12 protein-coding genes and 2 pseudogenes are annotated in these 13,091 nt (G+C 34.4%); 3 read left to right on the forward strand and 11 right to left on the reverse strand.

The features are described from left to right. Positions 1-33 precede the first annotated feature (33 nt). From plsY to CO726_RS20085, 6 genes are all read right to left on the reverse strand, one after another. Entirely contained in the window at positions 34-582 is a 549-nt protein-coding gene (gene plsY / locus CO726_RS20060; RefSeq protein WP_099685453.1) for a glycerol-3-phosphate 1-O-acyltransferase PlsY, read from the reverse strand. Positions 583-714: 132 nt separating this feature from the next. Then, positions 715-1,614 carry a BadF/BadG/BcrA/BcrD ATPase family protein gene (locus CO726_RS20065; protein WP_099685454.1) on the reverse strand — a complete coding sequence of 300 codons (900 nt, stop codon included), beginning with the start codon at positions 1,612-1,614 and terminating at the stop codon, positions 715-717. Between the two features lie 20 nt (positions 1,615-1,634). Beyond that, the gene (gene anmK / locus CO726_RS20070) at positions 1,635-2,783 is read right to left on the reverse strand and encodes an anhydro-N-acetylmuramic acid kinase AnmK (protein ID WP_099685455.1); all 1,149 of its coding nucleotides are present in this window, start codon (positions 2,781-2,783) and stop codon (positions 1,635-1,637) included. 22 nt (positions 2,784-2,805) lie between these two features. Next, positions 2,806-3,072: a hypothetical protein gene (locus CO726_RS20075; protein ID WP_099685456.1), complete on the reverse strand. Its 267-nt coding sequence runs from the start codon at positions 3,070-3,072 to the stop codon at positions 2,806-2,808. A gap of 78 nt (positions 3,073-3,150) precedes the next feature. Next, a complete protein-coding gene (locus CO726_RS20080; protein ID WP_099685457.1) occupies positions 3,151-4,434 on the reverse strand; it encodes a PTS sugar transporter subunit IIC in 1,284 nt (427 codons plus the stop codon). Between the two features lie 11 nt (positions 4,435-4,445). Next, the gene (locus CO726_RS20085; RefSeq protein WP_076537689.1) at positions 4,446-4,751 is read right to left on the reverse strand and encodes a PTS sugar transporter subunit IIB; all 306 of its coding nucleotides are present in this window, start codon (positions 4,749-4,751) and stop codon (positions 4,446-4,448) included. A 226-nt stretch (positions 4,752-4,977) separates the two neighbouring features. On the opposite strand from CO726_RS20085, the gene CO726_RS20090 reads away from it, so the two are divergent. Beyond that, the gene (locus tag CO726_RS20090; RefSeq protein WP_099685458.1) at positions 4,978-6,537 is read left to right on the forward strand and encodes a glycoside hydrolase family 10-like protein; all 1,560 of its coding nucleotides are present in this window, start codon (positions 4,978-4,980) and stop codon (positions 6,535-6,537) included. Between the two features lie 55 nt (positions 6,538-6,592). On the opposite strand, the gene CO726_RS20095 is transcribed toward CO726_RS20090, so the two are convergent. From CO726_RS20095 to CO726_RS20105, 3 genes are all read right to left on the reverse strand, one after another. Then, positions 6,593-7,426, reverse strand: a complete 834-nt coding sequence (locus CO726_RS20095; protein ID WP_099685459.1) for a DUF3974 domain-containing protein — start codon at positions 7,424-7,426, stop codon at positions 6,593-6,595. 24 nt (positions 7,427-7,450) lie between these two features. Then, a complete protein-coding gene (locus CO726_RS20100; RefSeq protein ID WP_000137407.1) occupies positions 7,451-8,563 on the reverse strand; it encodes a toxic anion resistance protein in 1,113 nt (370 codons plus the stop codon). A 305-nt stretch (positions 8,564-8,868) separates the two neighbouring features. Next, the gene (locus CO726_RS20105; RefSeq protein ID WP_099685460.1) at positions 8,869-9,462 is read right to left on the reverse strand and encodes an O-methyltransferase; all 594 of its coding nucleotides are present in this window, start codon (positions 9,460-9,462) and stop codon (positions 8,869-8,871) included. Between the two features lie 303 nt (positions 9,463-9,765). Between CO726_RS20105 and CO726_RS31865 the strand changes: the two genes are divergently transcribed. Beyond that, entirely contained in the window at positions 9,766-9,924 is a 159-nt protein-coding gene (locus tag CO726_RS31865; protein WP_099685461.1) for a hypothetical protein, read from the forward strand. A 36-nt stretch (positions 9,925-9,960) separates the two neighbouring features. Here CO726_RS31865 and CO726_RS20115 read toward each other — a convergent pair. Then, a pseudogene (locus tag CO726_RS20115) lies at positions 9,961-10,831 on the reverse strand (sigma-70 family RNA polymerase sigma factor). Beyond that, on the reverse strand, positions 10,809-12,119 hold the full coding sequence (locus tag CO726_RS20120) for a phytoene desaturase family protein (RefSeq protein WP_099685462.1): 1,311 nt from the start codon (positions 12,117-12,119) through the stop codon (positions 10,809-10,811). The pseudogene CO726_RS20115 and the gene CO726_RS20120 overlap by 23 nt, the downstream one beginning before the upstream one ends. Positions 12,120-12,384: 265 nt before the next feature. Between CO726_RS20120 and CO726_RS20125 the strand changes: the two are divergent. Beyond that, positions 12,385-12,496, forward strand: a pseudogene (locus tag CO726_RS20125) (cupin domain-containing protein); the annotation flags it as partial. Between the last annotated feature and the right edge of the window lie 595 nt (positions 12,497-13,091).

Below are 13,091 nucleotides of genomic sequence, written 5' to 3' on the forward strand. Positions count from 1 at the left end.
GTGGAGATTAACTCCACTTATTAAAAGTTCATTTCATTCTTGATTTACATATAAAATAAGTACAATTATAAGAGCACTGAAAATAGTCGTAACAATAGAGTAAGAATACAAAATTATGCAAATTGGTAAACAAGCGATTGTAATTAACCCTGGCTTAGTAAATCCTTTAAAGATTAAATAAAATATAATGAAAACAGTAACAAGAGTAAGCGCTATTAAATAATCAAATGCGATTAATCCTCCAATAAATGTTGAAATGCCTTTTCCGCCCTTGCCTTTAAATACAATTGGGTAAATATGTCCAAGTAAAACAGCTAGTAAAGCTAACATTACAAAAGTAGAATCTTCAAAAAGGTATTTTGCAATAGAAACTACGATTGCCCCTTTAATTGCATCACCTAAAAATGTAGCGACGAAATACCCTTTTCCATATACGCGCCCCATATTTCTTGCACCAGGATTACCGCTTCCTTCATCCCGAATATCAACGTTATGTCTCCATTTCGTTACTATATAAGCGGTCAATATGTTTCCAAATAAATAAGAAGCGACCAAATACAAAAATTGCATACTATTAATCATGTAATCATTCACTTTCTACGTAGGAGTACTTATACAATATTCAAGAACTATGTATATTGTACTTTTCTATCCACATCCCTTTATACATTTTAACATCATATATTTACAAATCATACAAAAATTCTCATACAACTATTTTTTAAAATATATATTTTTCATTAAATAATATGTTCCTTTCACTGCTGGTTCTGATTGTGATACAAATGTAACTTCTCCTATACTCTTCTCACAGCATTTCTTAAATTCAGCATATATTTCAGGAACAAAACGCAATATGCTGCCACTTACTGCAATTGAAGCTGATAAATCAAACTGCATCTTGTTATAAACATCTACCGTAATTCTTGCTAATTCCTTTCCAGCTTGCATCATAATTTCATGTGCAGCATCATTCCCATTTCTAGCTTCCCGAATAACTAATGGTGTGATTGCTGCAACTTTATCTTTTGAAGAGCTATATACTAGCCTTTTTAAATGAGACGATGTCAAAAGTTGAAACTCGTCTTGAATTTTTAAGCTTAATGGACAAAATCTAACTCCTTGATCAAATTGATTTACCATTCTCTTTAAAGCTTGTAATGCAATCCAATATCCGCTTCCTTCATCTCCTAAAATATGTCCCCATCCGCCGCTATACTCGTATACTTCTCCTTTTCTCCCTAGACAAATCGCGCCTGTGCCACCAATTGTTAAAATTCCGTCCTTCCCTTCTAAAGCGGCTGCATGTGCTATCATTGCGTCATTAAAAACTTCAATTTGTATTCCATACTTCTTTTTTAGACGTACTGTTAATTCATTTGTATTTGCTCCACTTACACCCGCTAATCCTAAACAAATACAAACACAACGCCCGTTTAATAAACCTTTTTGGCATTGATCAATCGCTTCCATAATATGCACAAGAGCTTCTTCAAAATCTATTAATATGTTTCCAAATCCACTAGTAGCCCTTACAAGTTCGTTTCCGTCTTTATCAAATGCAGTTGCTTCTGTCTTCGTTCCCCCGCCATCTACTCCAATCATATACTTCATATATGTTCACCTCATTTTCTTTATACCAGAGGGAATGTTATATTCCCTAAAAGTACAGCTTGCTTTGCACCAGTTGCGCTTGGCACATTACTCGGATTACGATGATGTGTTTCGTTTGCTAAAATTGCAAAGGCGATTGCTTCTTTCGCCTCTGAAGAGTAGCCTATATCTTCTTGAATGAATATTGTACATTCTTCATCCTTCAATCCATACCGTATCATTTCAACAAGTGTGCTATTATAGCTTCCGCCACCGCCTACAATTACCTCATCGATTTCATAATACGGCAGAATAAACTCCTTATAATGATGTACAATTGAACTTGCTGTAAACATCGTGACAGTCGTCAATATATTTTCTTTTCTATGCTTTTCATACCGCTTCAATAACTCACTTACAAATTCTTCTCCAAACTGTTCTCTACCAGTTGATTTCGGTGGATTCATTTTCAAAAATGGATGGTTCATACAATATGTCAAAATTTCATCTACAACTCCACCCTGTTTTGCAATTTCACCATTTTGATCATATGGCAACTGAAATAACCTTTGACATACTTCATCAATTATCATATTCCCCGGACCAGTATCAAAAGCTATAACGTTCTGATCACTTTGTTGACTTGGTATTACTGTAACATTACCAATCCCACCAATATTTTGTAGTAGTCTATTTTTACTTGGATCACGGTACAAAATGACTTCTGAATATGGTACAAGTGGTGCACCTTGTCCTCCTGCTGCCATGTCCATCGTTCGGAAATTTGAGATAACCGTCGTGTTCGTTTCATATGCTATTACTGCAGGTTCCCCAATTTGCAATGTGGAAGATATCATATTACCTTCTGGCTTTGGCTGATGGTAAATCGTTTGACCGTGAGAACCTATCAAATCTAATTGTTCCAAAGAAAAATTGGCCTCTTTACAAACTTCCTTTACAGCGTTGGCGAAACATAAACCTAACTTAAAATTCAAACTACATATGAGTTGGACATTTGAATTTTCTATTGATAATGCTTGTTGTATTTCACTTTTTATATCATTACGAAATGGAACTGTAGTAAAATGGGTGAGTTCAACCTTAGAATCTACACCACTCCCTTCTATACGAACGAGCGCTACATCTATTCCATCTAATGACGTACCGGACATTATCCCTGCAATATACATGACATGCATGACCTCCCATTTACTAGAAAACAATCATGTAAGTTACAAACGTACAACCGATCGAAAAGAATATAAATCTATAAAACAACTGAACTTTTGATGCAAACGATCCATCAATGAAAGAAACAACTACTGTAAGCAAAATGCTTGCCGCAATGCTTGTAACGAGCCATATACTATGCATTTGTGATAGATGTAGCATTCTTAATAAAGGGACAAAAAGTAAATTTGCACATATCACTCCAAATAATAATAAAAATACACCTTTATAACTAAATTTTATATTCATCCCATTTCATCCTCTCTGGAATTCATGTGAAAGAAGTGATAGGCAAAATACCTATCACTCATAAATACAGTATGAAACTTACGGATTAACAGACTCTCCGTCTCCATTCTTTTCAATTGCAAGCATATTTTTGTCGTACATTTTAAAGAATGGTAGATAAATAAGGAATGATATGACTATATTTATTAAAACTAAAACAACTGCACGCCAATCTCCTCCTGTAGCTAAATATGCACCAATTGGAGCAGGTAGTGTCCACGGCGGCATAATATGCGTTGGCGTTACAAATCCCATTGCAGTTGCAGAATAAGCTATAGTAGCTGTTACTAGCGGCGTAATGACGAATGGAATAATTAAAATTGGATTCAAGACAATTGGTAAACCGAATATAACTGGTTCGTTAATGTTAAAAATTCCAGGCACAATACAACTTCTCGATAATGCTTTCGAATATTTCGATCTACCAAATACAATCATGGCTAATACAAGCCCTAGCGTTGCTCCCGAACCACCAATCCAAATAAACCATTGATAAAACGGCTCTGGTGCAATGAATGGAAAATGACTTGCCCCACTTGCTACAGCTTCACCGTTCTTCCCTAAATACACATCCCAAAGCGGCCTTGCGACAGTACCTACAACGGATACACCGTGAATCCCGAAAGACCAGAAAAATGTAATTAAAAATACAGGTATAATAACGCCAAAGTAACTATCGCCAGCTTTAACTAATGGTGCTGCTAATTTATCCACAACGTAATGTACATCTACTTTAAAAACGACAGTAATAAGGCTCATAATAATAATAACGAAAGCCGCAGGTATAAGTGCTTCAAACGAACGCGCTACTGACGGTGGTACTTGTTCTGGCATTTTGATCGTTACGTTTTTCTTCTTACAAAATCTTAAAATCTCAACTGATAAAATAGAAACAATCATTGTCACGAATAATCCATGGCCTCCGAGATTTGTCATCGGAAGCATAAACCCTTTTTTATCAATTAATTCAGGCGTTAATGTTAATAGCAATGAACATACTGCAAGCTGTGCTCCTGATAAGGCATCTAGCTTATAACTCTTCGCTAAATTATATCCTATTCCAAACGCTATATATAAAGACATAATAAACATTGTTAAACGATATGGTATTAATATACTTGTTTGATTCTTTAATGCCCAAACCGATATGAAACTATCTTTCGGTAATGGTGGAAATGCTACAATTAAAAAGAAACTTCCAACAATAATAAATGGTAACGCCGAAATAACGCCATCACGGATTGCTTGTAAATGCCTCTGTTCAGAAAGCCTTGCCATCGGTCCAGATAGATTTTTATCAAGAAACGTGACAAACTTATTCATAACGCTTCCCCCTAACTAATTAAATCATTTACAGTTTTTAATAAAGTCGGTCCGCCAAGCGGAGTATATGCTTGCGGCGGAATAATACCACACGGAATAGACTCCTCTTCTGCGAATTTTTTAACTGAATCAAATCGATGTCTTACTTGAGGTGCAACCATTACAACGTCCCAGCCATTCTTTACTTCTTCCTCTACCTCATTTGTTCCAATCGCATGCACTTCCATGTTTACACCTTTTTTCTCTGCCTCTTTTTTTAAAGCGTTTACAACAATTGCACTGGACATTCCTCCAGAACAAACAAACAATACTTTCATTTATTAATCCTCCTATACTTATAATTTATTCCCCTTCAAATGAAAGAAAGTTTCACTTTACTAACAAGCATATGAAGAAGTGAATCGATTTAGTTATAATGAAAGTAAATTTCAGTAAAAATATTTTTCCTATTAAATTAATGTTTCAATATTTATTTTCTCAATTGCAAGGCCAACCCCACCTCAGATAATATATTAGATAATCATATGATAGGGAGGCGTATAAATGATTGTTAAACGTTTATTAATGATATGTTGTATCGCCATCTTTTTTATTCCTTTCTCTTTCATTTCCCCTCACTCTACTTATGCTGAAGTAAGTACTACGTACAAAAAACATGAGTTACGTGCTGTATGGATTGCATCTGTTCTTAATATTGATTGGCCCTCAAAAACTGACTTACCTATCGAAAATCAAAAACAAGAATTTATTAGATTATTAGACGATGTAAAAAACACCGGTATGAATGCAGTCGTTGTACAAATAAAACCAACCGCTGATGCTTTTTACCCTTCCCATTACGGTCCTTGGTCTGAATACATTACAGGTACACAAGGAAAAGATCCTGGATACGACCCGCTCGCATTTATGATTGAAGAAGCTCATAAAAGAAATATAGAATTCCACGCATGGATTAATCCATACAGAATAACGATGAATCACACTGATATAAATCGATTATCAAATAATCACCCTGCAAGACAACATCCCGATTGGGTTGTACCATATGGTGGAAAGTTATATTACAATCCCGGTATTCCAGAAGTGAAAAAATTTATAACTGAAGGTACTTTAGAAATCGTACAAAATTACGATATTGACGCTTTGCATATGGATGATTATTTCTATCCTTATAGAATAGTGGGTGAAGAATTTCCCGATCAAAAAACATTCGAAGCGTATAATAACGGTAGATTTACAAATATAGAGGATTGGAGACGTGACAATGTAAATGGACTTGTCAAAGATTTAAATGCTACTATCAAACAAGAAAAATCATACGTAAAGTTTGGCATTAGCCCATTTGGCGTATGGCGAAATATAGCTGATGATTCGACTGGCTCTAACACAACTGCTGGCCAAAGAAACTTTGATGATCTTTATGCTGATACACGTGAGTGGATACAAAAAGGTTACATTGACTACATTACACCGCAAATATATTGGAATATAGGTTTCACTCCCGCTGCGTATGACATATTAGTAGATTGGTGGATAAAAGAAACAAATAATAAACCAATTCACCTATACATCGGTCAGGCAGCCTATAAAATTAATAATAACTCTGTCCCCGCCTGGTTTGATCCGGAAGAATATCCAAGACAGATTGCATTAAACCGGCTATATCCTGAAATAAAAGGTAGTATGCATTTTAGCTTAAAAGACATTAATAACAATCCACTCGGAGTTAAAGATAGACTCACAAACGACATATATAAACATCCTGCATTAATCCCGCCTATGCCTTGGCTTGATCACAATCCACTAAAACAACCAACTTTAAAAGGTGCTATTCCAAGAGAGGAAGGTATTGCTGTAGGTATCATTGATAATAGAGAGAATGATTCTGCTTATTATGCCATTTACCGCGTGGATGGAAAAAAGAAAGTGGATATACAAAATCCCAAAAATTTACTTACTACTGTAAGAAAAACAAAACTTGGAGAAATTTATATAGATAAAACAGTTATTTCTGGAGAAACGTATACGTATGTAGTAACAGCAGTTGATCGATTGCATAATGAAAGTATTGCTTCTGGTTATACTACTGTTAAAGCAAAATAACAGCTAATAAAAAATGCCTTAAAGCTAAGTATTTTATAGCTTTAAGGCGCCTTTTTTATTTATTTTTAAACTTCTCAGTCGCTGCTCTCATCTTCACATTCAAATCGTGATCAATCGAGTCACGAATATCTCGCTCTACTTCTTCCATTTCTTTTTGGAAATTTTGCAAGTAGATTTTTAATTCTTCTTCTTTTTCTGGTCGTTGTGAAGGCGGTAATTGTACGACTAACGATAGCATCGCTGTTAAATCTTTCATTAAGAACGTTTCAAGTTTATGTTGTTGTTCAAACATACGCTGTTCCTGATAATACGGCAAGGCATTTAATACTGAAATTGTAATATCATCAACGGTTCGTTGTAATGAAGGATTTATTGAGCGTTTATACGCTTGAATTGTATTTAATGCGTCTGGATATCGATCATAAAAATACAATTTATAAAACGATAAGTCTGTCGGCTTTACTGTTTGCTGCGTTTCTTGTCTTAAGAAATCTTTTACTTTCATCGCCGCTACATCAATATCTTCATTTGTAAGTTTTTTCGTTGTTTTTGCCATTACATGTACTTTTTTCTGTTTTTCTTTCGGTAACATTGAGAATACTTGCTCTCTCGTACGTTGACCTGATGCACAGAAAAGAGTGTTTAATATATGTTGTTCTTTCTTTCCTTCCGTACGAATCCAGCGATAAAAGAGTGGATGTTGTGTAAATTCTTGTAGAAACGGTAATGATTTATTCGATAACTTATCTAAAGAATCATGTGCTCTTTTATAAGGCTTCGTCCATGAAAAATACAGTTTCCGTCCGAAATATACGACTAAAACAACGACAGTAAATGCGATTAAAAGCAATGTACCAAGTAATAATAGTACGGTTTGAATGAAACTCATTTGTTCACCTCCTCTAATAATCTGTTATTTCCTTGGACGCTGAATAAGTTTCTGCTTCATCTCATCATTAAATGTGTCTAGTTCAATAACGAACTTCTTACTTGACTCGATAATACGTTCTGATGATTTCTCAGAAGCTTCAATCGCAGCAAATACATTTTGGAATGATTCACGTAATTTATCCATGCTAATCGCAGGATTTTCAAGAAGTTTTGTTGTTTCTTCTGTATTTTGTTTTAATGCTTGTGAGTTACTTAATACCATTGATTCAATTGCTTCATTTGTCGCATTCACTGCATCAATTGTTTTGCGTTGATTTGTTAATGCTAGCTGGATAGCAGCTGAAACTGTTACAACGTTTTGCGTCATCGTAATTGCATTACGTATTGCCTCTGTTAACTTTTCATTATTTTTTTTAATAATGTCTACAGATGCGATAGATTGTAATAACACACTTTTCGCTTGCTGCATATTACGTGTACGTACAAGAATCTTTTCTAACGCATCGTTAATTAACGGAATATCTCTTTGACGTTCTGGATTTTGTTTCTCAGCTTCCAACATGCCAGCAAGTTTTTTCCCTAAGTATACTTGTTTATCAAGAGCGTGAATTTTATCGTGCGACTGTTCTTTTAACATTTCAAGGCCTACTGTATCCTCTTGTAAGTTGTCACGGCCAATTAGAAGGGATCTAATAATTTCCTCGATTTGTTTATCTATAGATTGGTATTTATGCACGTATGTTTCAAGTGGGTTTTTCTTGAATACTTTAAACATTATTTTTTTCATACCACTTGCTTTTAATGAATTGGGATCAAGCTCCGATACCACTTTGCGCAATTCTAACAGTGTATTTGGAATTTCCTCGTTCTTTCCATTCATCATCGCTGTTACAGGACGTTTTAATGCTGACAACGTTTGTCCTGCTGCTTGTTGTTCTTTATCCCCTAAATCACCTAGCTGAGACAATACTTTTGATAAATCTGTATTTTGCTCACTATTTAATTTTTGTACATAAAGATCAGCTTCTTTATTCAGTTCCTCTAACTCTTCATCTTTTATAACTGTATCAACTACTACTTCTACATTATTATCTTTCACAATCGATACAGGTTCTTTTTTCTCGAGTTCAGTCAACAAAATCGCTCCTTTATTTATATGTGCGAATTTATTTGCACTATATATTTCATCTAATTCATCGAATTCCACTTGTTTGAAACCGATTTTTCAAGAAATACCTGCATATGCAGTCATTCCCTGTTTCTTACTATAAGTATACCTGTAATCAACATTATTTTCCTCAGACTTAAGACCTAGAGAACAACATGCTGAAGGCGGATTCTTCGTATGTTACGTATATTAATTATGTTATTTCTATCTTTCTGTACGCAATCTTTTGACATACACCCTTTTTCAATGTGATAATTATATTGCGCTCACTCCTATTTCTTCTTACGGGCTACAAATGCTCCATTTTGAAATGCCAATAACACCGTTTCAAACATTTCATCTTCTTCAATCATTTTTATAAACTCAGCTAATTCACTCGCATGAGAAGTTGCATTATCGACAACAAGAAGCCCCTTTGGTTGTAAAGTACGTTTTATATGCTCAAGCCACCACATGTATTGCGTACGCTCTGAATCTAGGAAAATAAAATCAAATGAAAAATCTAGTTGCGAATCTAAAAATGCCCCTGCTTCTTGATTATGAACATCAATCCTCTGTAGTAGGTTTGCCTTTTCAAAATTGACAAGTGCCTCTCCAACTCGTTCTGAAGAAAGCTCTACAGTTGTTACATTTCCATTTGTTTCTTCTACCGCATTAGCTAACCACAATGTAGAATAACCATTAGAAGTTCCGATTTCTAAAATATTTTTTGCGCTACATCCTTTTACTAAAATTGATAAAAATTGCCCCATCTCACGAGAAATATTACGTAATTTTTCTTCCCTTGTTTTTTTATTTCGATCATGCTCTTCTCCATATTGTTCAAGTTGAAATAATAATGAATCTAACGTATCCATTCTTTTCATCGCCTTTCCAAAGCAATATGATGAAAAAGCTCTTGCTGCCCGTCTACTTTCATTATATGCGAAATGAAAACCTTTTTCTCGCTATATGACAAAGATTTAAAATTTTTTATAGCATATTGTTTCGTTTTTTGGTAAAGTTAATTTCTACGTGCAATTATTCCATTCATACTATTTTTAATTCAATTGCAGTTGTTAAATAATATAAACCTCATTTAAATGAATCGGTATTTCAAATTCAATTAAGCGCCCTTTCCGGACGCATTTTCTTTTGTTTATATATTTCTTGAAGAAAGGATGCTTACAATGAACGTGATTAGCTTAGATGCTGCTCGAAAGCGAAAACAGCATAAAAAATTAATGATTACTATACCGATTATTTCACGTATTTATGAAGAAGATGGGGAAATTAAATTTGAGGTATCCGGCGAAAAAGATGTACCTCTTGAAATGTTAGAGAAATAATAAAAAAGACGCGCTTCTAAAGAAATGCGTCTTTTTTTATACTATTACATTTAAGTGCATAAGTTTTTCCGGATTAACCATCATATAAATGTTTGTGATTTTTTCATTCTCAAATGTAAATGAAAGCACATAAGTCACTTTATTTTTCACTTTAACGATAACACCTGGGGCACCATTTACTATCTTATAATCAACATTGTACTCTGCCGGGAATTTCTTCCCAATTCCAAAGAATAAACGTATAATTCTATCTGCAGAATAGATTGGATGAATTGCAGTTGTAACTTTACCTCCACCATCTGCTTTCAATATTGCATCTGTTTTTAATACTTCTAACATGCCTTGCGCATCACCACACTGTAATGATGATACAAACTTTTCCACATAAGCAGTCATTTTCTTCGTACTTAATTTTGACTGCTTCGGCTTATCCAAAATACTTTTCCGTGCGCGTTGAAAAATTTTTCGGCAATTCACACTACTCTTATCAACAATTGAAGCGATTTCTTCGTAGTCATAACTGAAAACCTCTCTTAATATGAAAACAACCCTTTCTACCTCAGACAGTTGTTGTAAAAGTAATAAATATGCTGTAGAACATTGATTCTTTCATTACAAATGACTCTGATGGGTCAGCAGCCTCTTCTACAAATGGCTCTGGTAACCACATTCCTACATATACGTTCCGTTTATGCGCTGCCGAACGTAATTTATCAATTGAGCGATTCGTTACCATTTTACATAAATATGCTTTCATATTTTCTATAGATTGAACGTCCTCTATATTATTTAGCGAGATAAAAACGTCATGAACGATATCCTCAGCATCCATAACACTCCCAAGGATTCTATATGCTAACGAAAATAATAATGGTTGATACGCTTCATATAATTGCTCCGTTTCCATGATGAATCACCTCACTTTCGTATTGCTTTAAGATGTGTAACGCTGCACGTTTTCCGCTTGCTACCGCAGCATCAGCTAATATTTCATCACGCCCTGCCCAATCTCCTGCAACATAAACACCTGGCATTTCAGGAATATTAGGACCTGGGGTTTCAACTCGGTTAATATGAGGAAAATCATATACTACCGTTATTGTCGGTAAATATTGCTGTGCAACAACTTCTCTTTTCCAATTTGGATGTAACAAATCCATCGTACTTTCTAACTGTTCTTTATCTTCATGAGTATGTTTCATCTCTAGTGCAGGATTATGGTACTTAATTAGACTCACTGCAATTGATCCATCATCACTTAATTTAGCTGCTCTTGATTGATTCGTGAAAAATATAGGTTGATCTAACCCTAATGCAAATTGATGTGTAGGATTAAGTAATCGTCTCAAGCCAATATCTAATGCAGCAACAGTAACCGGTACCGATTGTTCACTCCATCTATGCAAACTTGTTTCTTCTGCACCTTTTATTATGTTGCAAGCTTCTTTCGGTGGAGTCGTCACAATGACTGTACCTACTTCAAATACCTCATCGTCAAAACAATATATTCTTTGTTTATCTTCGTAGTTCTCTATTTCCAAAACATGCTTTTTAGCCAAAAATTGCACCCCGACATGATTCGCTATGTCTCTTAATTTTGTTATTATTGTCTCCCAGCCACCATCTACATAAAATAACCCTTCTTTTATTGAAAGCTGTATTTGCTTTAGTACAGATGATGCTAATTGTATTGTAGGAGCAAACGTATATGTTGTTGTTCGGCATAATGCATAAAATATATTTCGAACCATTGGATCTTTTATTTCATTTTCTATCCATGTAGTTAGACTCATTTTTGGAACTTCTCCTACATCTAAATTCCCTAAACGAATCATAAGACGTGAAAATTGTACTTTTGTAGACCACGAAAGTAATGGTGTTGATAAAATTGAGCGAAAATCTGTTGGGATGGTGAATATATCCCCTTTCCATATTCCATGTGCTTTTGTAGATGGTATTCCACCCGGTAGATTCATACCGAGCTCATTAAAAGTTAAAAATGCTGTTCCACCTCTATATAAGGCGTGTGCACCAAGATTCATACAGATCCCCTTTTTATTTATAGTCATCCCTCGACCACCAAAGCGACTGGATTTTTCTAATACAATCACTTTTCTTCCAGCTTTCGCTAAATATATAGATGCTGTTAATCCAGCAAGGCCACCACCAACAATTGCTACATCAAATTTCTTCATAATAAAATCCCTCCTTATCCATTCTACATACAAGACGAACGATTTAGGAAGGATGTGACATTCAGTTACACATAATTTATTTCTCCTAACCATTTTATTGCAGTATCAACTGTCCAACAGTTACAACTTCTACAAACAAACTTATTTACATAATTATATTATTGTCCAATCCATTACATGCTGATGCCAAAATTCTCTTTCTTCTTCACTCATTCCTCCTATTATTTTTGAAAAATCTATTTTTCTATCAAATGAGTCTTATCTTTCCACTACGGTAATCGGTCCGCTTGTAAACTGTAATCAAAACCGCGAAATAAAAAACCAGTCAACTCCGATTTACTCAACAACAAAATCTATACTATAATAATTCTTATTAATCCCCTCCTTATTGGAAATATTAATTTATATCAAAAATAAATAACTATTTATCTCCTTGGAAAATACCTAGGAGATTTTTTATCGTAACAATTAATAGAGTACATACATATAATATTTATATATTTAATTGGAGGTGATAGTACTATGAGTAATTATAACTATCGAAAAAACTACTCTCATAATAAAAATAGTAGTTCATCAACATCCTCTCAGTCTTCGAACGCTCAATCTTCCAATTCCCAATCACAAAGAGATTTGGCTGATCAAGGTTATGTAAAGAAAAAAGGATGTAACTGCAATAAAAACAAATAGTTTATTACTAATTTGAACAATAACATTTCAACGCTCACGATAAATAATTTGCTTCCCTTGTATACCGTTTTATTTAATGAGGTTGTCCCAAAAGGTCGTTAAAAACGAACTTTTGGAGACAACTTCTTATATTTTACCTTTATATGGATAAAAACCCCGATCATAAGTAGAAAACCAATAGGTTTTCTATTTATGATCGGGGTTTTTCGCTTTTGATTGAGCTGTTGTTGTCCATTTCCGTAAATTATGGGCAACACAAATAAGACCCCATTCCAATCTGTT

Origin of the sequence: Bacillus fungorum (assembly GCF_002746455.1) — a bacterium.
GTDB lineage: Bacteria > Bacillota > Bacilli > Bacillales > Bacillaceae_G > Bacillus_A > Bacillus_A fungorum.